Annotated in this window: 27 protein-coding genes and 1 tRNA gene; 21 read left to right on the top strand and 7 right to left on the bottom strand. The window is 69.6% G+C overall.

All coding sequences use genetic code 11. From position 1 onward, the window contains the following. The first annotated feature begins 15 nt into the window (after positions 1-15). The 7 genes from ACWICD_RS09555 (at position 16) to ACWICD_RS09585 (ending at position 5,046) form a co-directional block, all read left to right on the top strand. Complete coding sequence (locus tag ACWICD_RS09555) at positions 16-369, top strand: DUF2510 domain-containing protein (RefSeq protein WP_376125211.1); 354 nt, start codon at positions 16-18, stop codon at positions 367-369. Further along, on the top strand, positions 366-1,163 hold the full coding sequence (locus ACWICD_RS09560) for a sulfite exporter TauE/SafE family protein (protein ID WP_376125214.1): 798 nt from the start codon (positions 366-368) through the stop codon (positions 1,161-1,163). Before ACWICD_RS09555 ends, ACWICD_RS09560 begins: the two co-directional genes overlap by 4 nt. A 25-nt stretch (positions 1,164-1,188) precedes the next feature. After that, positions 1,189-1,635, top strand: a complete 447-nt coding sequence (locus ACWICD_RS09565; protein ID WP_454140026.1) for an FAS1-like dehydratase domain-containing protein — start codon at positions 1,189-1,191, stop codon at positions 1,633-1,635. Then, positions 1,632-2,036, top strand: a complete 405-nt coding sequence (locus tag ACWICD_RS09570; RefSeq protein WP_454140027.1) for a MaoC family dehydratase — start codon at positions 1,632-1,634, stop codon at positions 2,034-2,036. The genes ACWICD_RS09565 and ACWICD_RS09570 overlap by 4 nt, the downstream gene beginning before the upstream one ends. Positions 2,037-2,040: 4 nt before the next feature. Beyond that, positions 2,041-3,177 carry a UDP-N-acetylmuramate dehydrogenase gene (locus ACWICD_RS09575; RefSeq protein WP_454140028.1) on the top strand — a complete coding sequence of 379 codons (1,137 nt, stop codon included), beginning with the start codon at positions 2,041-2,043 and terminating at the stop codon, positions 3,175-3,177. Positions 3,178-3,311: 134 nt separating this feature from the next. After that, positions 3,312-3,461: a hypothetical protein gene (locus ACWICD_RS09580; RefSeq protein ID WP_376125223.1), complete on the top strand. Its 150-nt coding sequence runs from the start codon at positions 3,312-3,314 to the stop codon at positions 3,459-3,461. A 109-nt stretch (positions 3,462-3,570) separates the two neighbouring features. After that, positions 3,571-5,046 (top strand): trypsin-like peptidase domain-containing protein, encoded by a 1,476-nt coding sequence (locus ACWICD_RS09585; RefSeq protein WP_454140029.1) that lies wholly within the window; start codon positions 3,571-3,573, stop codon positions 5,044-5,046. A gap of 54 nt (positions 5,047-5,100) precedes the next feature. On the opposite strand, the gene ACWICD_RS09590 is transcribed toward ACWICD_RS09585, so the two are convergent. After that, entirely contained in the window at positions 5,101-5,853 is a 753-nt protein-coding gene (locus ACWICD_RS09590; RefSeq protein WP_454140030.1) for a hypothetical protein, read from the bottom strand. A gap of 59 nt (positions 5,854-5,912) precedes the next feature. Then, positions 5,913-7,115, bottom strand: coding sequence for a pyridoxal phosphate-dependent aminotransferase (locus ACWICD_RS09595; protein ID WP_454140031.1), 1,203 nt, complete (start codon positions 7,113-7,115; stop codon positions 5,913-5,915). Positions 7,116-7,287: 172 nt separating this feature from the next. Here ACWICD_RS09595 and ACWICD_RS09600 point away from each other — a divergent pair, with 172 nt between their 5' ends. Beyond that, entirely contained in the window at positions 7,288-7,542 is a 255-nt protein-coding gene (locus tag ACWICD_RS09600) for an antitoxin (protein ID WP_454140032.1), read from the top strand. Next, positions 7,539-7,985 carry a type II toxin-antitoxin system VapC family toxin gene (locus tag ACWICD_RS09605; protein ID WP_376125235.1) on the top strand — a complete coding sequence of 149 codons (447 nt, stop codon included), beginning with the start codon at positions 7,539-7,541 and terminating at the stop codon, positions 7,983-7,985. The genes ACWICD_RS09600 and ACWICD_RS09605 overlap by 4 nt, the downstream gene beginning before the upstream one ends. A gap of 99 nt (positions 7,986-8,084) precedes the next feature. On the opposite strand, the gene ACWICD_RS09610 is transcribed toward ACWICD_RS09605, so the two are convergent. Together ACWICD_RS09610 and aceB are read right to left on the bottom strand one after the other, a co-directional pair. After that, positions 8,085-9,680 carry an isocitrate lyase gene (locus tag ACWICD_RS09610; RefSeq protein ID WP_454140033.1) on the bottom strand — a complete coding sequence of 532 codons (1,596 nt, stop codon included), beginning with the start codon at positions 9,678-9,680 and terminating at the stop codon, positions 8,085-8,087. A 54-nt stretch (positions 9,681-9,734) separates the two neighbouring features. Then, entirely contained in the window at positions 9,735-11,375 is a 1,641-nt protein-coding gene (gene aceB, locus ACWICD_RS09615; protein WP_376125240.1) for a malate synthase A, read from the bottom strand. A gap of 221 nt (positions 11,376-11,596) precedes the next feature. Here aceB and ACWICD_RS09620 point away from each other — a divergent pair, with 221 nt between their 5' ends. Continuing rightward, positions 11,597-13,051, top strand: coding sequence for a helix-turn-helix domain-containing protein (locus ACWICD_RS09620; protein WP_376125243.1), 1,455 nt, complete (start codon positions 11,597-11,599; stop codon positions 13,049-13,051). Between the two features lie 33 nt (positions 13,052-13,084). On the opposite strand, the gene ACWICD_RS09625 is transcribed toward ACWICD_RS09620, so the two are convergent. After that, complete coding sequence (locus ACWICD_RS09625; RefSeq protein ID WP_454140034.1) at positions 13,085-14,605, bottom strand: PucR family transcriptional regulator; 1,521 nt, start codon at positions 14,603-14,605, stop codon at positions 13,085-13,087. A 93-nt stretch (positions 14,606-14,698) separates the two neighbouring features. Between ACWICD_RS09625 and gabT the strand changes: the two genes are divergently transcribed. From gabT to ACWICD_RS09675, 10 genes are all read left to right on the top strand, one after another. Then, positions 14,699-16,045: a 4-aminobutyrate--2-oxoglutarate transaminase gene (gabT, locus tag ACWICD_RS09630; RefSeq protein ID WP_376125249.1), complete on the top strand. Its 1,347-nt coding sequence runs from the start codon at positions 14,699-14,701 to the stop codon at positions 16,043-16,045. A gap of 23 nt (positions 16,046-16,068) precedes the next feature. Next, entirely contained in the window at positions 16,069-16,941 is an 873-nt protein-coding gene (locus ACWICD_RS09635) for a universal stress protein (protein ID WP_376125251.1), read from the top strand. Positions 16,942-16,966: 25 nt separating this feature from the next. Continuing rightward, positions 16,967-18,331, top strand: coding sequence for an NAD-dependent succinate-semialdehyde dehydrogenase (locus ACWICD_RS09640; RefSeq protein ID WP_454140035.1), 1,365 nt, complete (start codon positions 16,967-16,969; stop codon positions 18,329-18,331). A 218-nt stretch (positions 18,332-18,549) separates the two neighbouring features. Next, positions 18,550-18,987, top strand: a complete 438-nt coding sequence (locus ACWICD_RS09645; RefSeq protein WP_376125256.1) for a pyridoxamine 5'-phosphate oxidase family protein — start codon at positions 18,550-18,552, stop codon at positions 18,985-18,987. A gap of 145 nt (positions 18,988-19,132) precedes the next feature. After that, positions 19,133-19,205, top strand: a tRNA-Trp gene (locus ACWICD_RS09650). A gap of 67 nt (positions 19,206-19,272) precedes the next feature. Beyond that, a complete protein-coding gene (gene secE / locus ACWICD_RS09655; RefSeq protein WP_376125258.1) occupies positions 19,273-19,536 on the top strand; it encodes a preprotein translocase subunit SecE in 264 nt (87 codons plus the stop codon). Positions 19,537-19,594: 58 nt separating this feature from the next. After that, positions 19,595-20,731 (top strand): transcription termination/antitermination protein NusG, encoded by a 1,137-nt coding sequence (gene nusG / locus ACWICD_RS09660; RefSeq protein WP_454140036.1) that lies wholly within the window; start codon positions 19,595-19,597, stop codon positions 20,729-20,731. Positions 20,732-20,895: 164 nt separating this feature from the next. Next, positions 20,896-21,327 carry a 50S ribosomal protein L11 gene (rplK, locus tag ACWICD_RS09665; protein WP_376125262.1) on the top strand — a complete coding sequence of 144 codons (432 nt, stop codon included), beginning with the start codon at positions 20,896-20,898 and terminating at the stop codon, positions 21,325-21,327. Positions 21,328-21,338: 11 nt separating this feature from the next. Beyond that, positions 21,339-22,028 (top strand): 50S ribosomal protein L1, encoded by a 690-nt coding sequence (rplA, locus tag ACWICD_RS09670; protein ID WP_376125264.1) that lies wholly within the window; start codon positions 21,339-21,341, stop codon positions 22,026-22,028. A gap of 104 nt (positions 22,029-22,132) precedes the next feature. Further along, positions 22,133-23,179 (top strand): NAD(P)H-dependent flavin oxidoreductase, encoded by a 1,047-nt coding sequence (locus tag ACWICD_RS09675; RefSeq protein ID WP_376125266.1) that lies wholly within the window; start codon positions 22,133-22,135, stop codon positions 23,177-23,179. A 7-nt stretch (positions 23,180-23,186) separates the two neighbouring features. On the opposite strand, the gene ACWICD_RS09680 is transcribed toward ACWICD_RS09675, so the two are convergent. Further along, positions 23,187-23,462 carry an acylphosphatase gene (locus ACWICD_RS09680; RefSeq protein ID WP_376125269.1) on the bottom strand — a complete coding sequence of 92 codons (276 nt, stop codon included), beginning with the start codon at positions 23,460-23,462 and terminating at the stop codon, positions 23,187-23,189. A gap of 44 nt (positions 23,463-23,506) precedes the next feature. Then, positions 23,507-24,187 carry a LysE/ArgO family amino acid transporter gene (locus ACWICD_RS09685; RefSeq protein WP_376125270.1) on the bottom strand — a complete coding sequence of 227 codons (681 nt, stop codon included), beginning with the start codon at positions 24,185-24,187 and terminating at the stop codon, positions 23,507-23,509. A gap of 27 nt (positions 24,188-24,214) precedes the next feature. On the opposite strand from ACWICD_RS09685, the gene ACWICD_RS09690 reads away from it, so the two are divergent. Continuing rightward, on the top strand, positions 24,215-25,111 hold the full coding sequence (locus ACWICD_RS09690; RefSeq protein WP_454140037.1) for a LysR family transcriptional regulator ArgP: 897 nt from the start codon (positions 24,215-24,217) through the stop codon (positions 25,109-25,111). Position 25,112: the final 1 nt, after the last annotated feature.

Genomic DNA, 25,112 nt, shown 5'->3' on the forward strand with positions numbered 1-25,112 from the left:
GGGTATCGTTGCCGGATGACCTCGAGGCCTCCTGGCTGGTACGACGACGGACACGGCGCGCTGCGCTGGTGGGACGGCTCGACCTGGACCCCGCACGTGGCGACTCCCGAGCCCGAGCGGTCCGACGCAGACGCCGACGACCTGCCTCCCGAGCTCGCCGAGCTCGTCGACGACCGCGACGGCGACACCCCGGGCGCGTTCACCGCCGCGACCGGAACCCGCCGCTCGGGCCTGTGGATCGTGTGGGCGGTGCTGGGCGTGCTTCTGCTGGCCGTCGTGATCGCCTTCGCGGTCGCGATCCCGCTGCTCTTCCTGGGCAACGCGACGGCTCTTCCGGCCGGTGCCGGGATCGGATTCCGGTTCGGATGACGCGGGATGCCGCGGCTCGGCCACGTGACCTGCGCTACGTCCTGACCTGTCTCGGCATCGGTCTGGCGGCGGGGCTTCTGTCGGGTCTGTTCGGGGTCGGCGGCGGCACCGTCATCGTCCCGCTCCTCGTGCTGGGCCTCGGGTTCGACCAGCGACTCGCGGCGGGCACGTCGCTCGGCGCGATCGTGCCCACGGCGGCCGTGGGCGTCGTGTCGTACGCGCTGACCGATTCGGTCGCGTGGATCCCCGCGCTCATCCTCGCCGCCGGAGCCGTCGTCGGGGCCCAGATCGGCACGTGGCTGCTGCCGCGGATGCCGGTGACGGTGCTGCGCTGGGGCTTCGTCGGCTTCCTCGCGATCGTCGTCGTCGGGCTCTTCCTCGTCATCCCCTCGCGCGATGCGGGTCTGCCCCTCACGGTCGTCAGCGTGCTCGGCCTCATTCTGCTCGGCCTCATCACGGGCGTGCTCGCGGGCCTGCTGGGTGTCGGCGGCGGGGTCGTCGTCGTGCCGGTGCTCATGCTGCTGTTCGGGGCGAGCGACCTCGTCGCCAAGGGCACGTCGCTGCTCATGATGATCCCGACGGCGTTGTCCGGCACGATCGGCAACATCCGTCGCTCGAACGTCGACCTCATCGCGGCGCTGCTGGTGGGCGGCGCGGCGTGCACGACGACGGCACTGGGCGCCTGGCTCGCGACGGTCATCGATCCGCTCGTCGGCAACATCCTGTTCGCCGCCTTCCTGATCGTCATCGCCGTGCAGATGGCGCTCAAGGCGATCCGCGGGCGCCGGCGCTGAGCCTGCCGCTCGATAGGATGTGACGGTGCCAGTGAACCCCGAGCTCGTCGGCCGAGAGTTCCCGCCGACCACCCCGTATCTCGTGGGCCGTGAGAAGGTGCGCGAATTCGCTCGTGCCGTCTTCGCCGACGACGCAGCCTACGTCGACCCGACCGCCGCGCGGGCTCTCGGCTACGCCGACGTCATCGCGCCGCCCACGTTCGCCATGGTCGTGCAGGACCTCACACTGCAGCAGCTGCTCGCCGAGCCCGACTCGGGCATCGAGCTCTCGCGCGTCCTGCACGCCGAGCAGCGATTCGCCTACTCGCGCCCCATCGTCGCGGGCGATGAGCTCACGGCGCAGCTCGCGATCACCGGCATCCGCACTCTCGGTGCGAACGCGATGGTCACCAGCGACGCGACCATCACGGATGCCGACGGCGACCACGTCGTCACGGCGACATCCGTGCTCCTGGTGGGGGCGGACGCATGACCGCGCTGTCCGTGGGCGACGTCGTCGCAGAGCGCTCCGTGCACCTCACGCGGGAGTCGCTCGTGCGCTACGCGGGGGCCTCCGGCGATTTCAACCCCATCCACTACCGCGACGACGTGGCTGCCTCGGTGGGTCTTCCGGGCGTGCTCGCACACGGCATGCTCACGATGGGCGTCGCGGTGCAGACGGTCACGGGCTGGCTCGGGGATCCCGGCCGCATCCTCGACTACGGCGTGCGGTTCACGCGCCCCGTCGTCGTCGACCCCGAGACGGGCGCCGATCTCACGATCGTCGCGAAGGTCGGCGCCGTCGACGACGAGACGGCACGCATCGACCTCACCGTGACGCACGGCGAGACCACCGTCCTGGGCAAGGCGCAGGTGCGCGTGCGCCTGGCCTGACACGATGCCCGACATCACCCCCATCGCCCTGGCGCAGCTGACGACGCTGCGCACCGGCGGTGCGCCGGAACGCATGATCGACGCCCGCACGACCGACGAGCTCGTGTCGGCCCTGCGCGGACTGTGGGCGAACGACGAGCCGTGGCTCGTGCTCGGCGGCGGGTCGAACCTGTTCGTCGGCGACGAACCCATCGAAGGCACCGTCGTGCGCGTGCTCACGCAGGGCATCGAGCAGCTGCCGTCGCCTCGACCGGGGCACGTCCGGCTGCGGGTGCAGGCCGGGCACGATTGGGATGCCCTCGTCGCCTACGCCGTCGCGCACGGACTCGCCGGCATCGAGGCGATGGCGGGGATTCCCGGCACGGTGGGCGCTGCCCCCGTGCAGAACATCGGCGCGTACGGTCAGGAGATCGTCCAGACGCTCGTCGAAGTCGATCTGATCGACGAGGCCGACGGCGAGGTGCGCACGGTCGCCGCGCCCGAGCTCGGACTCGGCTTCCGCACGTCGGTGCTGAAGCAGCACTACGGCTCCGTGCCCGCCCGATCGGCCGTCATCCTGGCGGTGACACTGGAGCTCGCCGAGGTGGGGTCGACGGAACGCCCCATCGCGGGTGCGCAGCTGCGCACGGCGCTCGGGCTCGACGAGGGGCAGGCGGTGTCGTCGGCCTGGATCCGCGACCACGTGCTGGCCACTCGTGCCCGCAAGGGAATGGTGCTCGACGAGGCGGACCCCGACACCCGGAGTGCCGGCTCGTTCTTCCAGAACGCGATCGTGTCGGCGTCGTTCGCGCGCACCCTGCCTCCGGAATGCCCGCGCTGGGAGGTCGCCCCCGAACGGGAGTCGGTGCTGGTCATCCCGCTCGCCTCGTTCGACGGGTACGTGCCGCCGCCGACGGCGCACGAGTCCGCCGTCAAGGTCAGCGCCGCCTGGCTCATCGAGAATGCGGGGCTCGGCAAGGGCTTCCGCATCGGCCCGTCCCGCGCCGCGCTGTCGAGCAAGCACGCGCTCGCCCTGACGAACCGCGGCGGCGCGACAGCGGCCGAGCTCGCGCAGCTCGCCCGCTTCATCCAGGGGCGTGTGCAGTCCGAGTTCGGACTCATCCTCCAACCCGAGCCCGTGCTCGTCGGCGTCGAGCTCTGACCCCCGCCGATCGGCGTGTTTCCGGGCTTCGCGGCGCCGCGGCCGATAGGTTCGCAGAGCACGGAAGGGGAATCGCGAACATGCCCGCGCGCTCAACGAAATCGAAGGCTCTGCCACGCCACGGGCGTGCGCTCGTGACGGTCTCCGTCCGGGACTCGAACGGCTTCCTGCACCACTTCGGCGACATCGACACGAGCATCGGCGCCGTTCACGAAGCGCTCGCGATCCTGCAGCTCCAATCGGCCGAGATGGATGCCGCGCACCGCGACGGCGCGAGCGCCTGAAGGCCGACGGGCGCCGATTCCTGCCGCGCGACGTCGTCTCTGAGCCACCCGCACGCCATGCCGCGGGCTCGTGCCGCGGCATGCATTAGCCTGCGACGAGGAGGCAGGGATGAAGCGGATTCTCGCGGTGACGACCGCGCTCACGGCGTTGCTCCTGGCGGGCTGCGCGGCGGGGGAGAGCCCTGCGCCGACCCCGTCGACCGGAGCTCTCGGCGCGCCGGTCACGTCGGCTGAGCTCGCCGACTACGGCGGCGTCGTGACGATCGAGCTCGCCTCACGGTGCACGGCCTCGCTCATCGAGACGGGCGTCGACGACACCGCGGCATACCTGCTCACCAACGGACACTGCGCGGGCCTGGACGGCGACCCCGCGAACCGCACCATGATCGACGACGAGGCGTTCGGCGAGGCGACCTTCTTCCAGACCGCCGACACCCCCGACGCCGTTCGGCTGCGCGTCGCCGCCGAACGTGTCGAATACGCCTCGATGCGCGGCACCGACATCGCGATCGTGCGCCTGGACGCGACGCTCGGCGATCTGCGGAAGGCAGGGGCCGTGCCGCTGCCGATCGCGTCCGCGCCAGGTGACGTGGGCAGCGACGTCGTCAACATCGCCGCGCCGACCGACGACGTCGACGACGACGAATGGGTGTTGCGCCGCGGTGCCTGCACGCTGGGCAGCACGGTCGACGTCATCGAGCACACCTGGCTGTGGCTGGCCGCACAGCGCACCGACTGCCCCGGTGTGCGGGGCGGCTCGTCGGGATCGCCGCTGATCGCCGACGGCGAGATCGTCTCGCTCATCAACACGACGAACACGGGGATTCCGGTCGAGCGCGGAGACACGTGCTACCTCGGCAAGCCGTGCGAGATCGACGGAGACGCCGCCGTCTTTGTTCCCGATTCCAGCTACGGCGTGCACGTCGCCGGTGTCGGAGACTGCTTCGCCGACGGTGACTTCGCACTCGGCGGCGCCTGCCCCCTCGAAGTGTCGACCCTGTGGGACATCGCGGGAGGCGGCATCTTCGCGCCCGACGGCGCCGACGGGGCGGGCCGGACCCCGGAACTCGCCCTGCGCAGCGACAGCGATGTCGAGGTCGCCGTCATCACCGACGTCGCGCTCGGCGATGCGGCGCGCTGCACCGACGCGTCGGCGTATGCCGGCGCCGCGCGTCACGCGGTCTCGGCGGGCGCCGAAGACCCCGTCGTGGTGCCCGTCACGCTGCCCGTCGAGAACGGGTTCGTGCTCGCGTGCGCCGCCGTCCCCGGCGAAGAGGCGCTCGCGGCCCGGTTCATCTTCTCGATCGACGCCGTTCCGCCCACGGTCGGGCCCGAGCTCGCGATCGAGCGTCTCGGCGACACCGACGTCATGGTCGATCCGCTCTTCGACATTCCCGACATCGCCGACATCCACGTGCTCTTCGGCCCGCCCGACGAGACCGACTGCGCCGACCGCGAGGCCTACCAGCCGTACCGGCGACAGTCGTACTTCCTGGCGGAGGCCGACCTGCCGCTGCGGTTCTGCGCCGTCGGATTCGACATGGCCGGCAACGAGTCTCCCGTCACGGACCGGCTCATCCGGTAGCGTCGCGGCCGCGGCGCTGCCGGTGCGGACGTCGCGATGACGTCGGTGCGTGCGTCAGTCCGACGTCGTCTGTTCGGGGCGCTCGAGGCCGAGGAACGGCTCCATCGCCCGGGCGAAATCCGCCGACTCGCCCGCGCGCACGACCGTCGCGCCGTACCCGAGGGCGATGCTCGCGAGCGGCCAGCCGAACTCTTCCGCCTCCGCCGCGGCATCCCCCGAAGGATCGAGCGACGTGTCCTGGATGGTGAGATACACCCACTGGTACCCGTCGAAGACGCTGGCTGAGACGTGCCAGCATCCGCCGTCGGGGATGGTGCAGTATCGGTCGCGATACTCGGCGTCCATCGTCTCGCTGTCCAGGACGAACGCCCCCAGGCCCGCGTCGGTCGTCACGCGACTCGCGGCATCGATCACGGCGTCCCAGCGGGCAGGCGCAGGCACGCCGTCGGACTGCAGTTCGCAGCAGTTGACCGTGGTCAGCATCGATTCGCCGCCGTAGCCGTTGCCCGTCTGCGGATGCCAGTCATCATCGCCGAACCAGGACTGCTCGGCCTCGCTCGGGACGAGGGCGAGGCCGGATTCCTGCTCGACGGCGGTGCGGAGCTGTTCGATGAGCTCTCTGGCGGGCTCCTCGAGTCCGTCCTGGTCCGGCGCGCCGAGCATGGCTTCGCCGCCCTGTCCGGCGTGAGCGGGGTAGTCGGTCCAGTCGACGACGATCGTCGCCCCCGCGGCATCCGTGTAGGTCGATGTGGGGGAGGGCCCGGAAGTCAGGACGCCGCAGCCCGTCAGCAGCAGGCCTGCACTCATGAGCAGGGCTGCTCGGCGCGCGCGGATCAGGGTGGAGCGCGGGTGAGGCTCCGCGCTCATCACTGGGCGAACAGCTCCTGCAGGCGTCGCACGCCCTCGAGGAGCGCGTCGTCGCCGAGCGCATACGAGAGGCGCAAGTAGCCCGAAGGGCCGAAGGCCTCGCCGGGCACGACGGCGACCTCGGCCTGGTCGAGGATGAAATCAGCGAGCTCGAGCGTCGTGTCGATGCGGGTGCCGCGCCACTCGCGGCCCAGCAGGCCACGCACGTCGGGATAGACGTAGAACGCGCCGAGCGGCGTCGGCACCTCGACGCCGTCGATCGCGGCGAGCTCGGACACGATGAGCTTCCGGCGGCGGTCGAACGCGAGACGGAAGTCCTCCGCCTCGGTCTGCGGGCCCGTGAGGGCGGCGAGCGCCGCGCGCTGCGCGATGTTGTTCACGTTCGACGACAGGTGCGACTGCAGGTTCGCGGCGAGCTTGATCGCATCGGCGGGGCCGACCATCCAGCCCACCCGCCAGCCGGTCATGGCGTAGGTCTTCGCGACGCCGTTGACGAGGATCGTCTGACCGGCGACCTCGGGCACGGCCTCGACGACCGAGACCGCGCGAACGCCTTCGTAGACGAGGTTCTGGTAGATCTCGTCCGAGATGATCCAGATGCCGTGTTCGAGCGCCCACTCGCCGATCGCCTTGGTCTCTTCCGCCGTGTAGACCGAGCCGGTCGGGTTCGACGGAGAGACGAACACGAGCGCCGTCGTCTTGTCGGTGCGGGCCGCCTCGAGCTGCGCGACGGTGACCTTGTACTCCTGATCGGCGCCGGCGAAGACCTCGACCGGGGTGCCCCCGGCCAGCGCGATGACCTCGGGGTACGTCGTCCAGTAGGGCGCCGGCAGCAGGACTTCGTCGCCCGGATTCACGACCGCCTGGAACGCCTGGTACACCGCCTGCTTGCCGCCGTTGGTGACGACGACCTGCGACGGGGTGACCTCGAGGCCCGAGTCGCGCAGCGTCTTCGCCGCGATCGCCTCGCGCAGCACGGGCAGCCCGACGGCCGGTGTGTACCGGTAGTTCGCGGGATCCTGCAGTGCGTGGGCGGCGGCCTCGACGACGAACGGCGGCGTCGAGAAGTCGGGCTCGCCGGCGGCGTACGAGATGACGGGCCGGCCGGCGGCCTGGAGGGCCTTCGCCTTGGCGTCGACCTTGAGGGTCGCGGACTCGGCGATAGCACTGAGCTTGCGGGACAGGGGGGCGCGTTCGGTCACGACAACGAGCGTAGTCGGCCGGTATTCCTCTGGGGAGATGAACATCCAGCATCATCGGGAAGATTCGCCCGGTGTCGCAGGCGCCTTGCGCGGCGTGCCGGTGGCTGCGTGCCGGTGGCTGCGTGCAAGGTGACAGCATGTCATCACACCTGATGATGCTATGCTGTCAATCGTGCGTACGACCGTCACCCTGGATGCCGACACAGAAGCCGCGATCCGCCGGCTCATGGCGCAGCGGGGCATCTCGTTCAAGCGTGCTCTCAATGACGCGATTCGCGTCGGGACGACACCGGCAGCCAAGCGGGCGGGCGGGTACACGAAGCCGCGCGACCTCGGGGCAGCGGCGATAGATCTCGTCCATGCGAACCGCGTGCTGGGAGAGATGGAAGACGTCGAGCTGGTGCGGCGCCTGCAGGTCGGACGATGAGGGTCGTCGACACCAACGTCCTCGTGTACGCGGTCGACACTCGCAGCGCGCAGCACCGGGCATCCGTTGCGTGGCTCGATGCGGCACTCGACGGTGCGGACGATGTCGGGTTCAGCTGGAACGCGCTGCTGGGGTTCGTGCGCCTGACCACGAACCCCCGGGTGTTCCCGTCTCCGCTGACGGCGTCGGAGGCGATGGCGCAGGTTCACGACTGGCTGGCCGCTCCCAGTGCTCACGTGCTCCATCCCGGCGCGCGTCACGCCGAGATCCTCGAGCGTCTGCTCGTTGCGCGCGGAACCGCGGCGAACCTCGTCGATGATGCGCATCTGGCGGCACTCGCCATCGAGAACCGCGCGAGCGTCGTCACGTACGACACCGATCTCACTCGCTTCGACGGCGTCCGGGCGATCAGCCCCGACGATCTGACGCTGCGCGACAGCTGACGCAGGACGGTCGCACCGTCTTGCGTCACCGTGGCGCGCGGCATCCTGGCACGACGAAGGCCCGGATCTCGCAGACCCGGGCCTTGTCAGGGGATGGACTCAGCCGAACTGGTTCATCGTGTTGTTCGTGCCGCCCGCCTTGAGAGCGGCATCCCCGGCGAAGTACTCCTTGTGGTTGTCGCCGATGTCGCTGCCCGCCATGTTCTGGTGCTTGACGGTGGCGATGCCCTCGCGGATCTCGCGACGCTGCACACCCCGGACGTAGGCGAGCATGCCGTCGTCGCCGAAGTAGCCCTTGGCCAGGTCATCGGTCGACAGGGCGGCCGTGTGGTAGGTCGGCAGCGTGATGAGGTGGTGGAAGATCCCGGCGCGCGCCGCGCCGTCCTTCTGGAAGGTACGGATCTTCTCGTCGGCGAGCCCGGCGAGCTCGGTGTCGTCGTACACCACGTTCATGAGGTCGGCACGGTCGTAGGTCGAGACGTCCACGCCCTGCGCCGCGAGCTGGTCGTAGGCCTGCTGGCGGAAGTTGAGCGTCCAATTGAACGACGGGCTGTTGTTGTAGACGAGCTTCGCGTTCGGGATCTCCTTGCGGATCTCGTCGACCATGCCCGCGATCTGCTCGACATGCGGCTTCTCGGTCTCGATCCACAGCAGGTCGGCGCCGTTGCGCAGCGACGTGATGCCGTCGAGCACGCACCGGGCCTCGCCCGTGCCGGCGCGGAACTGGTACAGGTTGCTGGCGAGGCGCTTGGGGCGCAGCAGCATGCCGTCGCGCTTGATGACGACGTCGCCGTCGCCGAGGTCCGCCGCGTCGATCTGCTCGACATCGAGGAACGCGTTGTACTGGTCACCGAGATCACCCGGCGCGTGCGAGACGGCCAGCTTCTGCGTGAGGCCGGCGCCGAGCGAGTCGGTGCGCGCGACGATGACGCCGTTGTCGATCCCGAGCTCGAGGAACGCGTAGCGCACGGCGTTGAGCTTCGCGATGAAGTCGTCGTGCGGCACCGTGACCTTGCCGTCCTGGTGGCCGCACTGCTTCTCGTCCGAGACCTGATTCTCGATCTGGATGGCGCAGGCTCCCGCCTCGATCATCTTCTTCGCCAGCAGGTAGGTCGCCTCGGGGTTGCCGAAGCCGGCATCGATGTCGGCGATGATCGGCACGACGTGTGTCTCGTAGTTGTCGATCTGCGACTGGATGAACTCCACCGCCGTCTCGTCGCCGGCGACGCGGGCGTCGTCGAGCTTCGTGAAGAGCAGGTCGAGCTCACGGGCGTCCGCCTGCCGGAGGAAGGTGTACAGCTCCTCGATGAGCGCCGGCACCGAGGTCTTCTCGTGCATCGACTGGTCGGGAAGGGGGCCGAACTCCGACCGGAGCGCTGCGACCATCCAGCCCGACAGGTAGAGGTAGCGCTTGTTCGTGGTCTTCAGGTGCTTCTTGATCGAGATGAGCTTCTGCTGCCCGATGAAGCCGTGCCAGACGCCGAGGGACTGAGTGTAGAGCGACGAATCGGCGTCGTACTCGGCCATGTCCGTGCGCATGATGTCGGCCGTGTACTGAGCGATCTCGAGGCCGGTCCGGAAGCGGTTCTGCGCCCGCATGCGGGCGACGTACTCGGGGTTCACGGCATCCCAGCGGGAACCGTTCTGTTCCTTCAGTGCCTGAATGGCGGCGATGTCGTTCTGATAAGCGGTCATGTCAATCCTTGGTCTGTGTGCCGGTCGGCTCGAAGGAGCCGTGGGGGAAGCGGTTCACTCGCTGTCGTTGAGGTACTTCGCGTACGCGGGGAGCGTGAGGAACGCCGGGAAGTCGATGCCGAGCGCGACCTCGCGGAAGATCGCGGCGGCATCGTCGAAACGGTCCCCGCCGGTCCTGTCGACCTCGCTCAGCACCTGCGTGATGAGCCCCTCGATGTAGTCGCGCGTGATCGGCGTGCCGTCGTCGGTCGTGCGGTCCTGGTGGATCCACTGCCACACCTGCGAGCGTGAGATCTCGGCGGTCGCGGCATCCTCCATCAGGTTGTCGATCGCGACGGCGCCGAGGCCGCGCAGCCACGCCTCGAGGTAGCGGATGGCGACCGAGACGTTGCCGTACACACCCGCCGCCGTCACGGGCCGGCCGATGTGCACATCGATCAGGTCGGCCGCTCGCACCTCGACGTCGTCGCGCTGACGGTCGATCTGGTTGGGGCGATCGCCCAGCACGGCGTCGAACTCGGCCCTCGCGACGGGAATCAGATCGGGGTGGGCCACCCACGTGCCGTCGAAGCCGTCTCCGGCCTCGCGCTTCTTGTCGGCGGCCACCTTCTCGAACGCGCGCGCTGTCACCTCGGGGTCACGCCGGTTCGGGATGAACGCGCTCATGCCGCCGATCGCGAAGGCCCCGCGCTTGTGGCACGTCTTGACCAGCAGCTCGGTGTAGGCCCGCATGAACGGCACGGTCATCGTGACCTCGCTGCGGTCGGGGAGGACGAATCGCGCCCCGCGGCCGCGGTAGTTCTTGATGATCGAGAAGATGTAGTCCCACCGGCCGGCGTTGAGGCCCGCGCAGTGGTCGCGCAGCTCGAAGAGGATCTCCTCCATCTCGAAGGCGGCCGGCAGCGTCTCGATGAGCACCGTGGCGCGAATCGTGCCGTGGGGAAGCCCCACGTACTGCTCACTGAACGTGAAGACGTCGTCCCACAGCTTCGCCTCTTCGCTCGACTCGAGCTTCGCGATGTAGAAGTAGGGGCCACGACCGCCGTCGATGAGTGCCTGGGCGTTGTGGAAGAAGTACAGCCCGAAGTCGACGAGCGACCCCGAGGCCGCCAGTGTCCGGCCGCCGCGGTCGGTGAAGGAGATGTGCTTCTCGGTCAGGTGCCAGCCTCGCGGGCGCATCACGATCGTGGGCGTCTGCTCGGCGGTCACCTCGTAGACCTTGCCCTCGGGGCTCGTGAACGACAGGTCGCCGCGAATCGCGTCGCGCAGCGACAGCTGACCCTCGATGACGTTGCGCCAGGTCGGGCTCGTGGCATCCTCCTGGTCGGCGAGCCACACCTTCGCGCCGGAGTTCAGCGCATTGATCGTCATCTTCGGGTCGGTCGGACCGGTGATCTCGACGCGGCGGTCCTCGAGGCCGGGTCCCGCGCCGGCCACCTGCCATTGCGCGTCCTCGCGGATGTGCCGGGTGTCGTCGCGGAACTGCGGGTCGTGCCCGTTGCCGATCTCGAACCGGCGGCGCATGCGGTCGGCGAGTCGGTCGTGGCGGCGTCCGCAGAAGCGGAGGTGCAGCTCGGTGAGGAAGGCGATGGCCTCGGGGGTGAGGATCTCGTCGTAGCGCGGGCGGATCGCGCCGAGGATCTCGATCTGGGGTTCGTGGGTCTGGGCGGGGATCGAAGCGGTGTGTGTACGCATCGGCGTCGCGGTCGCAGGTGTCATGGGTCCTGGCCTCTCTGTGCGGAACGTGGAAGGTGGGGAACGGATGGCGCTTCGTTGTGCGAAAGCCGGGCGGTGGGTCGTGGCATCCACTCTGGGTGAACTTCTGGGGCTGAACCCACGGATACCGCTGTGAACTTTGCGCATACTTCTGCTTTCGTGACAGAATCCGGTCATCGTCACGGGCAGAAGGAGCCGATATGGATGCGATCCTCGATATGACTGAGGATGTGGATGCACTCACGATCGGCCGCCGTATCCGGCAGCTGCGCACGCAGCGCGGGATGACGCTGGACGAGCTCGCGACGGCCGTCGACCGTGCTCCCAGTCAGCTGTCGATGATCGAGAACGGTCGTCGTGAACCCAAGCTCACACTGCTGCGCGCGATCGCCCGAGCGCTCGGCTCGACGCTGGACGCGCTCCTGGAGTCAGAGCCTCTCGATGAGCGCGCGACGCTCGAGATCTCCCTCGAGCGCGCCATGCGCGGGTCCACGTTCCAGGCGCTCGGCATCGAGCCGTTCCGCATCGGAAAGACGATCCCCACCGAGGCGCTCGCCGCGATGATCGCGCTGCAGGGCGAGATCGAACGACTGCGCGACGAGCGTGCCGCGACCCCCGAAGAGGCTCGGCGCGCCAATGTCGCGCTGCGCAAGCTCATGCGCACGCAGAACAACTACTTCGCCGACCTCGAGGGGCATGCGCGGCGGATCCTGGATGCCGTCGATCACCCCGGCGGCCCCCTCACGCAGCGCACCGCGTCGGACATCGCGGCGCACCTCGGGTTCACGCTGCACTACGTCGCCGATCTGCCGCAGACGACCCGCAGCGTCGCCGATATCAAGAACGGGCGGCTCTATCTGTCGAGCCGGCTCGCGGCGAAGGGCGACCCGCGCACCGCTGTGCTGCAGGCGCTGTCCAGCCGCATCCTCGGGCATCGCGAGCCCACCTCGTATGCCGAGTTCCTGCGCCAGCGCGTCGAGACGAACTACCTGACCGGAGCGCTGCTGATTCCCGAGGCGCACGTCGTGCCCGCGCTGCGCGAGGCGAAGAAGGACCGGGCGATCTCGATCGAGGATCTGCGCGACGCCTACTCGGTGTCGTACGAGACGGCGGCGCACCGGTTCACGAACCTCGCGACGATGCACCTCGACATCGCGGTGCACTTCCTCAAGGTGCACGAATCGGGCACCATCACGAAGGCGTACGAGAACGACGACGTCAACTTCCCGACCGACCGTCTCGGCTCGATCGAGGGGCAGATGTGCTGCCGCAAGTGGACGTCGCGCGTCGTCTTCGACGAGGACGACCATTTCAATCCGTACTACCAGTACACCGATACCGGCAACGGCACCTACTGGTGCACGGCGCGCGTCGAACTGTCGAGCGAGGGGGCGCACTCCGTGTCGGTGGGCGTGCGGTTCGATGACACGAAGTGGTTCCTCGGACGCGACACCGTGAACCGCGGCACGTCGACGCACTCGGTCGAGGCGTGCTGCCGACGCGCTCCCGCCGAGCTCGAGTCGGCGTGGCGCGAGCATTCGTGGCCGAACGTGCGAACACCGCGGACCCTGCTCGCGACGCTGCCGACCGGCGCCTTCCCGGGGGTGGACACGACCGACGTGTACGAGTTCCTCGAGGCGCACGCGCCGCGCTGACCGGGCGGCGGACAGGCTCGCGAACGCCGTGAGTCAGCCGCCGCGCACCCGCAGCGCAGCCCACAGCTCGGCGCGGGTCGCGAACGAGGTCAGATCGCGCCCGAGGATCTGCTCGATGACGCCCAGCCGCGTGCGGATCGTGTGCCGGTGCACCCCGAGTGCCCGCGCGGATGCCTCGTGGGAGCAGTCGTTGTCCAGCCACGCGGCGAGAGTCTCGACGAGGCGCGTGCCCTCTTCTGTGTCATGATCCGTGAGCGGCGCAAGCTCGGCGGCCGCGAGCACGTGCGCGTCCGCGGACAGCGCCGACAAGACCCCCGCCGGGGCGACGTCGGCGAAATCGGTGAGCGGTCCCCGCCCGCGCGCGCGGGCGACGCGCGCCTGTTCGAGCGCGCTGTGAAAGGCGTCGTAGCCCACGGGGTCGGACACCCCCAGCTGCGTGTCGAAGCGTGCCACGACATCGTCGAGGATGCGACGGTCGTCGGCGGGCACCACGATCACGAGGCCGTCGTCACTGCCGCCGAAGAAGACCGACCCGCGCCGTTCGTCGATGCGCAGCTCGAGGAAGTCGGTGAGCCCGGCCGCGCCGCTGTCCACGGCGTCCGCGATCGCCACCAGCACGGGCGCCGTCGGCAGTGGACCCCACAGCTCGTGCGCGATGCGTCGCGCGAGGGCGGGGTCGCCGGTGAGCAGGATCTGGATGAGTCCGGCGCGCAGCGCATTGCGCGCACGCGCGAGGCCGTCGTGCTGCTCGAGCGCGAGGCCGGCCATCGCGATGACCGCTGTCACGACGCCGCGCCCCTCGTGATCGAGCCCGCCCGCCGCGATCGCGATGACGCCGCGCAGGCTTCCGCCGCGGCCGAGCGTCTGCAGGGTGAACGCCGTGGCCCCGATCTGGAGCGCGGAGCCCGCGCGGGCAGCACGCCGCAGCACGATGTCGACCTCGTCGCGCAGCGAGGCTGCCGTCTCGGCGTCGAGGGCGGCGGGATGCTCGCGGACGAGCTCGCCCGCCGCGTCGAACAGCCCGACCCACGTCTCGAGTTGCCGCGCGAGCTCCGCGAGCGTCCGGTCGAGTCCGTCCGGGCGCAGGGCCGCGAGCGAGATCGCACGCTGGGCGGCGAGCGCCCAGCTGCGCCGTTCGAACGTCTGCGCTGCGATCGCCTCGGCGTTAGCGCGCGCGATGGCGATGAACGGCGTGCGGTAGGGGACTTCGAAGAGGGGGATCCCCGCCGCACGACACGCGTCGGAGAGATCGGGCGGGATGCCGTCGCGCACGACCGCCGTGCCGAACCCGAGCCCCGCGACGCTGCGTGACGCGAGGCGCTGGACGTACGCGCCGGGGGTGGTCGCGTCCTCGCCCTGGAACTGGGTGCCCGTCGTGAGCAGCACGAGCCCCTCCGAGAGGAACGGCGTCGGGTCGGCGAGATCACTCGAGTGCACCCAGCGCACTTCGCGGTCCAGCGCCGCGGGGGAATCCGCTTCGGTGATGAGCGTGAGCTGCAGGTCGCCGCTGGCGAGAAGCGCACGCACAGTGGGCGCTGGCGCGACGGCGGGCATGGCGACTCCTCCTGTACGGGACGTATAGCTGTCCTTCCAAAAAGTACACGTAGGCACGTGTCTTTGCCCGGGGGCACCCGTACGCTCGCGAGCATGATCCCCACGCCTACGCCGCTCGGTGGACCCGGCCTCGTCCAGGAGCGCCGACTGATCACCAGCATCCCGGGTCCGAAGTCGCAGCGCCTGCTCGAGCGGAAGTCCGCCGCGGTCGCAGCGGGGGTCGCGCACACGGTGCCGATCTCAGCCGTCGCGGCCGGCGGCGGCGTCGTCGTCGACGCCGACGGCAACTCGCTCATCGACCTCGGCTCGGGCATCGCTGTCACGACGCTCGGCAACGCGCATCCGAAGGTCGTGGAGGCCGTGCAGGCGCAGATCGCGCAGTTCAGTCACACGTGCTTCATGATCTCGCCGTACGAGTCGTACGTCGCCGTCGCCGAAGCGCTCAACCGCGTGACCCCCGGCGACCACGCGAAGAAGAGCGCGCTGTTCAACTCCGGCGCGGAGGCGGTCGAGAACGCCGTCAAGATCGCGCGCAAGTTCACCGGCAGGCACGCCGTCGTCGCGTTCGACCACGGCTACCACGGCCGCACCAACCTGACGATGGCGCTCACGGCGAAGGCGATGCCCTACAAGAGCGGGTTCGGTCCTTTCGCGAGCGAGATCTACCGCGCCCCGCTGTCGTATCCGTATCGCGACGGTCTTTCCGGGGCGGATGCCGCGAAGCGGGCGATCTCGATCATCGAGAAGCAGGTCGGTGCCGGTGATCTCGCCGCCGTCATCATCGAGCCCATCCAGGGGGAAGGCGGCTTCATCGTCCCCGCCGACGGATTCCTTCCGGCGATCGTGGACTGGTGCCGCGCGAACGGCGTCGTCTTCATCGCCGACGAGATCCAGACCGGGTTCGCCCGCACGGGGGAGATGTTCGCGAGCACCCGGTTCGGAATCGTGCCCGACCTGATCACGACGGCGAAGGGGATCGCGGGGGGACTCCCTCTCGCCGCCGTGACGGGCCGGGCCGACATCATGGATGCCGCGCACTCGGGCGGCCTCGGCGGCACCTACGGCGGCAACCCGGTCGCGTGCGCGGCGGCCCTCGCCGCGATCGAGGTGTTCGAGTCGGATGATCTGCCCGCGCGTGCCCGTGAGGTCGAGCAGATCCTGAAGGGCAGGCTGACCGAACTGCAGGCCGCCGATCCGCGGATCGGCGACGTGCGCGGTCACGGCGCGATGGTCGCGGCCGAGTTCGTCGACCCCGCCACGGCCGAGCCGGATGCTGCGCTCACGGCCGCCGTCGCGAAAGCCTGCATCGCCGCCGGTGTCATCGTGCTCACGTGCGGCACCTACGGCAACGTCATCCGCTTCCTTCCGCCGCTGTCCATCCCCGATACGCTTCTGCGCGAGGGGCTGGACGTCGTGGCGGAGGCGCTCGGCGCCGTGTGACCGATCATCGGGGAGGTGCGGGTGTGAGCGGACATGTCGTCGTGGGCTACGCGGCGACGAATGCGGGGGCCGACGCCCTCGCGCTGGGGACGCGCTTCGCCGCGGCGACCGGCGCGACCCTCGATGTCGTCGTCGTGCTGCCCGATGAGAGCCGCCACATCGTCGCGCTGCCGGCTGCGAACTACCGCCGACACCTCGAGGAGCAGGTCGAGGAGTGGCTGGCCGCCGTGCCCGACAAACTCGCCGGCGCCGTCGAACACGACACGCACGTGCGCTACGGGGAGTCGTTCGCGGCCGGATTGCTCGAGGCCGCGCACGAACTCGAGGCATCCCACATCGTCGTCGGTGCCGCCTCGGGCGGACGGCGAGGGCGTCACCGCCTCGGCACCGTCGCGACCGAGCTGCTGCACTCGGCCGACGTGCCGGTCATGCTGGCGCCCGAGGGGGCGCGCCGCATCGACCCCGCGCTCGGCGTCTCTCGGATCACAGCGGCGATCGGCCTGCGGCCCGGCGCCGACGTGCTGCTCGAAGAGAGCCTCGCGCTCACCGCCACGACGCAGGCGGAGCTGCGGCTCGTCTCGCTCGTCGCCCTCGACCTCCCCGCCGGTGTCGCGAGCCTCGAATCCGCCGCCTATCACGCCGACGAGGTGCTCGTGCACGCCCGCGGCACGCTGCCCCGGGGCGTCGAGGCCGAAGCCGTCGTGGGACTCGGCGACAGCATCGAAGAAGCCGTCGAACACCTCAGCTGGGAGCCCGGCGAGCTCGCCGTCGTCGGTTCCAGTCGCCTCGCCCGACCGCGACGGCTCTTTCTCGGATCGACGGCGGCGAAGATGCTGCGCGAGCTGCCGGTGCCGATGATCGTCGTTCCCCGAACCCGCAAGAAGAGCAGACCGTGACCCCGCACCCGATCGGAGAGATGCCATGACCGACTACGCCGTCGTCAATCCCGCAACCGGTGAGACCCTCGCCTCGTACCCGACGATCACCGATGATGCGCTGGATGCCGCCATCGCACAGGCCGACACCGCCTATCGTGCGTGGCGCGATGTTCCCGCCTCCGAGCGTGCGGCGCGGATCCGTCGGGTCGCCGAGCTGCACCGCGAGCGCCGTGACGAGCTCGCCGCGATCATCGTGCGCGAGATGGGCAAGCCGCTCGCCGCCGCCGAGGGCGAGGTCGACTTCGCCGCCGACATCACCGAGTACTACGCCGACCACGTCGACAAGATCACGGGTGACCAGCCTGTCGACATCGAGGGGGAGGGCACCGCCGTCATCCGTCGGACGCCCCTCGGAGTGCTGCTGGGCATCATGCCGTGGAACTTCCCGTACTACCAGGTCGCGCGCTTCGCGGCGCCGAACATCGTCGTCGGAAACACGATCCTCCTCAAGCACGCGTCGCAGTGCCCCGAGTCGGCCGCCGCGATCGCGCAGATCTATGCGGATGCCGGTATGGGCGAGGGCGTCTATACGAACATCTACGCGACGAACGACCAGGCGGCCACCGTCATCGCCGACCGCCGGGTGCAGGGCGTCTCGGTGACCGGCTCGGAGCGCGCCGGCTCCGCCGTCGCCGAGATCGCGGGGCGCAACCTGAAGAAGGTCGCTCTCGAGCTCGGCGGTTCGGACCCCTTCATCCTGCTGTCCACCGACGACCTCGACGCGACGGTGGATGCCGCGGTCGAAGCGCGCCTCGACAACAACGGCCAGTCCTGCAACGCCGCCAAGCGCTTCATCGTCGACCAGGAGCTCTACGACGGGTTCCTCGAGAAGTTCGTCGAGCGGATGAGCGGCGCGCAGGTCGGCGACCCGTTCGCCGAGGACACCGTGCTCGGTCCGCTCTCGTCGCTCACGGCGGCCGAGCGGCTCGCCGAGCAGGTGGAGCGGGCCGTCGCGCAGGGTGCGACGCTCGTCACAGGGGGCACGCGCGACGGCGCGTACTATCCCGGCACCGTCCTGACCGGCGTCACGAGCGACATGGATGCCTACCGCGAAGAGTTCTTCGGGCCGGTCGGCGTCGTTTACAAGGTCTCGGGCGAGGACGAGGCGGTCGCCGTCGCGAACGACACCCCGTACGGGCTGGGCTCCTACGTCTTCACGACCGACAGCGAGCAGGCGGCGCGCATCGCCGACCGGATCGAGGCGGGCATGGTCTACGTCAACCTCGTGCTCGCCGACGAGGCCGGCCTGCCCTTCGGCGGCGTCAAGCGCTCGGGAACGTCGCGCGAGATGGGTCTGCTCGCCGCCGACGAGTTCGTCAACAAGAAGCTCATCCGCGTCGGCCCCTGACCGTCGCGTCCCGGTCGTTCGCCCCCGGAGCACCGCACCCCGCCGAACCGTACCGATCCCGTCGAGCCGTACGTCGACGATGTCGGGTTCGACGGAAATGGTCGGGCTCGACATCGCGGCGAGGGCGGCGGGGCGGGCAGGGAGGGCGGGGCGAGCACCGCGGCGAACCGGGCGGGGGAGAGGTATCGCGGGGTGCGAGGAAGGGGCAGGATGGAGTCATGGATGCACGCAAAGATCCCGTCGTCCGCCTGAACGACGACGAATGCTGGGAGCGTCTGCGCGGGCAGGAGCTCGGGCGGCTCGTCACTCGCGTGGGTGAGGTCATCGACATCTTCCCGGTCAACTACGTCGTCGACGGCGACGCCGTGCTGTTCCGCACCGCGCAGGGCAGCAAGCTGTTCGAGCTGACCGCCAACGACGAAGTGCTCTTCGAGGTCGACGATCACACCGACACGGATGCCTGGAGCGTCGTGCTGCGCGGCCGGGCGCACGTGCTCGACACGTCGGCAGAGGTCGAACGCGCCGACGGGCTCGGCCTGACGCCCTGGATCCCGACGCTGAAATACACCTACGTGCGCGTCACGGCGACATCGCTCACGGGGCGCGCCTTCGAACGCGCCGAGGAGCCCGATCGATACGGCGTTCAGCAGTACTGATCCGGTTCGCGGGCGTGGAAGGCATGCCGTACACTGGATGGTGCAGTTGAAGTCTGCATTCTTTCGCCGTGCCCGCGCTTCGGGTGCTTCCCGGAACATGGTCGCGGCGACCGCATGCAGGCAACCTGAGATCCCCAGGGTCTCTAGGGCGGTAGCTCAATTGGCAGAGCAGCGGTCTCCAAAACCGCAGGTTGCAGGTTCGATTCCTGTCCGCCCTGCGCGTCAGCGCTGTCGGCAGTCGCGCCGACACGCTCTGACACACGGAAGGTAAATCAGGTGACATCGATGATGCAGGACGAGCCGGGCGGCGAGATCGTCGCTTCGAGCGGCGGATCACGCGAGAAGAGGCTCAACCCCTTCGCGCGCATCGTGCTGTTCATCCGTCAGGTGTTCGCAGAACTGCGCAAGGTCGTCACGCCGACTCGCCAGGAGCTGCTGAAGTACACGCTGGTGGTGCTGGGGTTCGTCGTCGTCATGATGGCGTTCGTCTACGGCCTCGACCTGCTGTTCGTCTGGGTCACGACGGTCGTCTTCGGCATCCCCGCCTGAGCTGATTCACGACGCGGGCAGGATCGCAGCATCCGCCCACGGAATGGAAGTTAACGAAGTGTCTGAAAGATTTAACGACGACGTGGACTGGGCTACGGCCGCAGAGCAGTCCTCTGAAGACGACGAAGCCCAGGAGGGCAACGTCCTCGCGGAAGAGGAGCGCTCGGTCGAGCCCGCGGAGCACGTCGCACTGCACATCGTGGACGACTCGAACAGCGAAGACCTCTCCGACAACGACGACATCGACATCGACGACCCGGAGGCTGACGCGATCGTGAACGACGCCCTGAACATCGACGAGGCCGCAGAGGCCGAGGCCGCCGCAGAGGCCCTCAACGAATCCATCGCCGACGAGGTGGCCGAGTACCAGGCCGACCGCGCCGACGACGTGGCGCCGTACGACGGCCCCGACGTCAACGGCGATGAAGACGCGCCCGTGCTCGACCCCGCGGTCGTCGACGAGGTCGCCGCCGCGGCCGAGGTCGTCGACGAGGTCGAAGCGAGCGTCTCGCCCGCTGACGCCGCAGAGGTCGCCGATGCGTCCGAAGACGCTGACGAGTCCGAGGAAGAGGACCCGTACGAGGCCTTCCGCGCCGATCTGCGGAGCCTGCCGGGCAAGTGGTACGTCATCCACTCCTACGCCGGATTCGAGCGCAAGGTGAAGGCCAACATCGAGCAGCGCAAGTCGACGCTCGAGGTCGAGGAAGACATCTACCAGATCGAGGTCCCGATGGAGGACGTCGTCGAGATCAAGAACGGACAGCGCAAGATGGTCACGCGCGTCCGGATCCCCGGCTACGTGCTCGTGCGCATGGAGCTCAACGAGGACACCTGGTCGGTCGTGCGTCACACGCCGGGCGTGACCGGGTTCGTGGGCAACGCGCACAACCCCACCCCGCTGCGCTTCGAAGAAGCCTTCAACATGCTGAAGAGCCTCGTCGAGATCAAGGACGTCGCTCCCGCCAAGGGCGGGGCCGCCACGAAGCAGGCCGGCGGCGCCGCGGCGCGCGTCATCCCCGCCGAGGTCGACTTCGAGGTCGGCGAAACCATCACGATCAAGGAGGGCTCGTTCGCGGGTCTTCCCGGCACGATCAGCGAGATCAAGCCCGAGAGCGGCAAGCTCACGGTCCTCGTCTCGCTCTTCGAGCGTGAGACCCCCGTCGAGCTCTCGTTCGACCAGGTCACAAAGTTGTAGCGAGGCGGATCAATGCTGCGCAGCAGCGTTGATGCGACTCGGCGCAAGGTCGAGTAGGCGGCGCAGCCGCCGTATCGAGACCCACAAGACACCGCACTCCGGAAAGGCCGGATGTGCGGGAGAACCGGATGCAGCAGCATCCGATTCGATCGAAAGGAAGAAGAATGGCACCGAAGAAGAAGGTGACCGGCCTGATCAAGCTTCAGATCAACGCCGGTGCAGCCAACCCGGCGCCGCCGATCGGGCCCGCGCTCGGTCAGCACGGCGTCAACATCATGGAGTTCTGCAAGGCGTACAACGCCGCGACCGAGTCGCAGCGCGGCAACGTCATCCCCGTGGAGATCACCGTCTACGAGGACCGCAGCTTCACGTTCATCCTGAAGACCCCGCCCGCGGCAGAGCTCATCAAGAAGGCCGCCAGCGTGGGCAAGGGATCGGCGACGCCGCACACCGCCAAGGTGGGCAAGCTCACGAAGGATCAGGTGCGCCAGATCGCCGAGACCAAGCAGCCCGACCTCAACGCGAACGATGTCGACGCCGCGATGAAGATCATCGCCGGCACGGCTCGCTCCATGGGCATCACGGTCGAGGGCTGAGGGGAATAGACATGGCACACAAGTCCAAGGCCTACAAGGCCGCCGCGGCGAAGATCGCCGCCGACACGTTCTACACGCCGACCGAGGCCGTCGCTCTCGCGAAGGAGACCGGCTCGTCGAAGTTCGACTCCACCGTCGAGGTCGCCCTCAAGCTCTCGGTCGACCCGCGCAAGGCCGACCAGATGGTGCGCGGCACCGTCATGCTGCCGCACGGCACGGGCAAGACCGCCCGCGTCATCGTCTTCGCGACGGGTCCGGCCGCCGAGGCCGCGATCGCGGCGGGCGCTGATGAGGTCGGCGGCGCCGAGCTCATCGCGAAGGTCGCCGACGGATGGACCGACTTCGATGCGGCCGTCTCGACCCCTGAGCTCATGGGTCAGGTCGGACGCCTCGGAAAGGTCCTCGGTCCCCGTGGCCTCATGCCGAACCCGAAGACCGGCACCGTGACCCCCAACGCGGCCAAGGCCGTCGAGGAGATCAAGGGCGGCAAGATCGAGTTCCGCGTCGACAAGCACGCCAACGTGCACTTCATCGTCGGCAAGGCGTCGTTCACGGCCGAGCAGCTCGACGAGAACCTCAACGCCGCTCTCGAAGAGATCGTGCGTCTGAAGCCGTCGAGCGCGAAGGGCCGTTACATCCAGAAGGGTGCGGTGTCGACCACGTTCGGCCCCGGCATCCCGCTGGACGTCAACGTCATCTGATCCTTCGACAGGCTCAGGAACCGAGCACAGGCTCAGGAACCGAACGAAGGACCTCACCCGTGGGTGGGGTCCTTCGTCGTCGGTGGGGGAGTACCGTCGAGGGCATGCCGCGCCGCCTGCAGGACCTGTTCGGAATCGACGTGCCGATCGTGCTCGGCCCGTTCGGCGGACTGTCGTCGGTCTCGCTCACGGGCGCCGTGAGCGAAGCGGGAGGCCTGGGCTCCTACGGTCTCTACGGGTACGCGCCCGACCGCATCACCGAGACGATCGCCGCGGTGAAGGCCGCGACCCCGAAGCCGTTCGCGGTCAACCTGTGGCTGCCCACCGGTGACGAGGTGACGCCCGCCGATGTCGAACTCACATCGGCGCTGGCTGCGCTCGCTCCGCTCTACGACGCCGTCGGCGTCGCGCCGCCGACGCTCCCGGAGAGGTTCCTGCCCGACATCGCCGACCAGGTGCAGGCGGTGATGGATGCCGCACCCGCGGTCGTGAGCGTCGTCTACGGCGCCCCGAGCCGGGAGCTCGTGGGTGCCGCGCATCGCCGCGGCATCCGAATCGTCGGCACGGCGACGACGGTCGCCGAGGCCGTCGCGCTCGACGAGGCGGGCGTCGATGCGGTGGTCGCGACGGGGGCCGAGGCTGCGGGGCACCGCGTGTCGTTCCTGCGTGCGGCCGAGAACTCGCTCGTGGGAACGTTCGCCCTCGTGCCGCAGGTCGTCGACGCGGTGGGCGTGCCCGTCATCGCGGCCGGGGGCGTCGCCGACCGGCGCGGCGTGGCGGCGGCCTTCGCGCTCGGCGCGTCGGGGGTGCAGGTGGGCACGGCGTTCCTGCGCACGCGCGAATCCGCCGCGACCGAGGCGCACCGGCGCGCGATCGCGCGAGCCGCGGCCGAGGACACCGTGCTGACCCGGGCGATGAGCGGCCGACTCGCCCGCGGCATCCCCAATCGTGCGATGCGCGACATCGAAGCCTCGGGGGCCATCGCACCATTCCCGGCGCAGAACTGGCTCACGGGCGTCTTCCGCGCCGAGGCGGCACGCCGCGACGGCGGCGACCTGCTGTCGCTGTGGGCGGGGCAGGGGGCGCCGCTGGCGACGCGCGAGCGCGCCGACGAGGTCTTCGCCGAGCTCGCGGCCGGCGTGCCGGGATGACGTCCGCTCACGCGGTCGCGCGCACCTCGAAACCGGTCGCGCCCGTGGGTGCGGACTCCGTCACGGTGGCCGACTCGACGCGCGAGCCGGGCGGTCCCTCCGCCATCCACTCGAGCACGTCGTCGACCTGCGCGTCCTCGCCCTCGACCTCGGCCTCGACGCTTCCGTCGCGACGATTGCGAACCCAGCCCGAGACGCCGGCGTCCCTCGCGATCATGCGCATCGTGTACCGGTAGCCGACCCCCTGGACCGTGCCGCGGACAACGACCTGCACACGCTTCATCCCCCTATCGTGCCGGACGCCCTCGAATCCGCGCAGCGGGTGGGTCAGCGGGGGAGGACGAGCGAGATGCCCAGCGCGATCATGACGACCGCGATGACGGCATCGACGACGCGCCAGGCGCGGGGCGTCGACAGCCAGCGGCCGAGGAAGCGAGCCCCGTACGCGAGCCCGAAGAACCAGACGATGCTCGCGAGCACGGCGCCGAACGCGAACCACCAGCGGCCGTCGCCGTGGGTGCTGGCGATCGAGCCGAGGAGGAAGACCGTGTCGAGGTAGACGTGCGGGTTGAGCCACGTCAGTGCGAGCGTCGTGAGCACGACGGGCGCCAGGCGCGTGCGCGTCGTGATCGTGCCCGGGCCGTCGCGCCGTTCGGTCTCGGCCGCGACGAACGCTTCGCCGCTCGGGCGCCAGGCGCGCTTGGCCGCGAGGAGGCCATAGGCGACGAGGAAGACGGCGCCCGCCCAGCGCACGACGTCGACGAGCCAGGGAACCGCCTGCAGCACGAGGCCGACACCTGAGACTCCGAGCACGATGAGCGTCGCATCCGACACGGCGCAGATCGCGGCGACGACGAAGACATGCTCACGACGCAGCCCCTGCCGCAGCACGAAGAGGTTCTGCGCCCCGATCGCCATGATCAGGGAGAGACCGAGGCCGAGGCCGGCGAGGATCGAGGTGAGCACGTCTTCGACGCTATGGCCGACGCGCGGCTCAGTCCAGCTCATGATTCTTCAGGAGCATTAGTGTGACTGATGATGAGGATTCCCTTCGAGCTCGCCGAGACCGTCGCTGTCGTGCTCGACGAAGGCACGCTGGATGCCGCGGCGCGGCGACTGCACGTCAGCCCCTCCGCCGTCAGCCAGCGCATCAAGGCGCTCGAGGAGATGCTCGGGCGCACGGTGCTGATCCGCTCCAAGCCGGCGCGGCCGACCGAGGCGGGCGTCGCCGTCGTGCGGCTCGCACGTCAAGCCGCCCTGCTCGAGCACGACACCATCGCCGCACTGGGCGCCGACCCCGACGGCGACGTGCGCACCTCGGTGCCGCTCGCGGTCAACGCCGATTCGCTCGCGACGTGGTTCCTCGAACCGCTCGCGCGGCTGGCCCCGCGGCATCCCGTCGTGTTCGATCTGCACCGCGACGATCAGGACTTCACGGCCGCCCTGCTCGAATCCGGCACCGTCATGGGTGCTGTCACGTCGCGCGCCGAGCCCGTCGCGGGGTGCCGCGTCTCGACGCTGGGTGCCATGCGCTACGAGGCCGTCGCGACCCCCGCGTACGTCGAGCGGTGGTTTCCGGACGGACCGGATGCCGCGGCCCTGGCCGCCGCACCCCTCATCGACTTCGACCGCCGAGACGACCTGCAGGCGCAGTGGCTCGCGGCGCGGGGCGTCGCTCCGGCCGCCCCGCCGCGGCATTACGTCCCGGCATCGAGCGACTTCGCCGCGGCGACGCTGCTCGGGCTCGGATGGGCGCTGCTGCCCACGTTCCAGTCGCGCGGACCGCTGGCCGCGGGCGACCTCGTGCCGCTCGGCGGCCCGCCCGTCGACGTGACGCTGCACTGGCAGCAGTGGAACCTGCGCTCACCGCTGCTCGGCGCGATCGCCGATGAGATCGTGGCCGAGGGGCGGCGGGTGCTCGCGACCGTGTGAG

This window comes from Microbacterium sp. NPDC055357, from assembly GCF_053644835.1.

What these genes read in the sequence shown, in the direction of transcription:
- ACWICD_RS09555 (WP_376125211.1), top strand. Translation starts at nt 16, where the DNA reads ATGACCTCGAGGCCTCCTGGCTGGTACGACGACGGACACGGCGCGCTG.
- ACWICD_RS09560 (WP_376125214.1), top strand. Translation starts at nt 366, where the DNA reads ATGACGCGGGATGCCGCGGCTCGGCCACGTGACCTGCGCTACGTCCTG.
- ACWICD_RS09570 (WP_454140027.1), top strand. Translation starts at nt 1,632, where the DNA reads ATGACCGCGCTGTCCGTGGGCGACGTCGTCGCAGAGCGCTCCGTGCAC.
- ACWICD_RS09575 (WP_454140028.1), top strand. Translation starts at nt 2,041, where the DNA reads ATGCCCGACATCACCCCCATCGCCCTGGCGCAGCTGACGACGCTGCGC.
- ACWICD_RS09585 (WP_454140029.1), top strand. Translation starts at nt 3,571, where the DNA reads ATGAAGCGGATTCTCGCGGTGACGACCGCGCTCACGGCGTTGCTCCTG.
- ACWICD_RS09590 (WP_454140030.1), bottom strand. Translation starts at nt 5,853, where the DNA reads ATGAGTGCAGGCCTGCTGCTGACGGGCTGCGGCGTCCTGACTTCCGGG.
- ACWICD_RS09605 (WP_376125235.1), top strand. Translation starts at nt 7,539, where the DNA reads ATGAGGGTCGTCGACACCAACGTCCTCGTGTACGCGGTCGACACTCGC.
- ACWICD_RS09610 (WP_454140033.1), bottom strand. Translation starts at nt 9,680, where the DNA reads ATGACCGCTTATCAGAACGACATCGCCGCCATTCAGGCACTGAAGGAA.
- aceB (WP_376125240.1), bottom strand. Translation starts at nt 11,375, where the DNA reads ATGCGTACACACACCGCTTCGATCCCCGCCCAGACCCACGAACCCCAG.
- ACWICD_RS09620 (WP_376125243.1), top strand. Translation starts at nt 11,597, where the DNA reads ATGGATGCGATCCTCGATATGACTGAGGATGTGGATGCACTCACGATC.
- ACWICD_RS09625 (WP_454140034.1), bottom strand. Translation starts at nt 14,605, where the DNA reads ATGCCCGCCGTCGCGCCAGCGCCCACTGTGCGTGCGCTTCTCGCCAGC.
- gabT (WP_376125249.1), top strand. Translation starts at nt 14,699, where the DNA reads ATGATCCCCACGCCTACGCCGCTCGGTGGACCCGGCCTCGTCCAGGAG.
- ACWICD_RS09640 (WP_454140035.1), top strand. Translation starts at nt 16,967, where the DNA reads ATGACCGACTACGCCGTCGTCAATCCCGCAACCGGTGAGACCCTCGCC.
- ACWICD_RS09645 (WP_376125256.1), top strand. Translation starts at nt 18,550, where the DNA reads ATGGATGCACGCAAAGATCCCGTCGTCCGCCTGAACGACGACGAATGC.
- secE (WP_376125258.1), top strand. Translation starts at nt 19,273, where the DNA reads ATGATGCAGGACGAGCCGGGCGGCGAGATCGTCGCTTCGAGCGGCGGA.
- rplK (WP_376125262.1), top strand. Translation starts at nt 20,896, where the DNA reads ATGGCACCGAAGAAGAAGGTGACCGGCCTGATCAAGCTTCAGATCAAC.
- rplA (WP_376125264.1), top strand. Translation starts at nt 21,339, where the DNA reads ATGGCACACAAGTCCAAGGCCTACAAGGCCGCCGCGGCGAAGATCGCC.
- ACWICD_RS09675 (WP_376125266.1), top strand. Translation starts at nt 22,133, where the DNA reads ATGCCGCGCCGCCTGCAGGACCTGTTCGGAATCGACGTGCCGATCGTG.
- ACWICD_RS09680 (WP_376125269.1), bottom strand. Translation starts at nt 23,462, where the DNA reads ATGAAGCGTGTGCAGGTCGTTGTCCGCGGCACGGTCCAGGGGGTCGGC.
- ACWICD_RS09685 (WP_376125270.1), bottom strand. Translation starts at nt 24,187, where the DNA reads ATGAGCTGGACTGAGCCGCGCGTCGGCCATAGCGTCGAAGACGTGCTC.
- ACWICD_RS09690 (WP_454140037.1), top strand. Translation starts at nt 24,215, where the DNA reads ATGATGAGGATTCCCTTCGAGCTCGCCGAGACCGTCGCTGTCGTGCTC.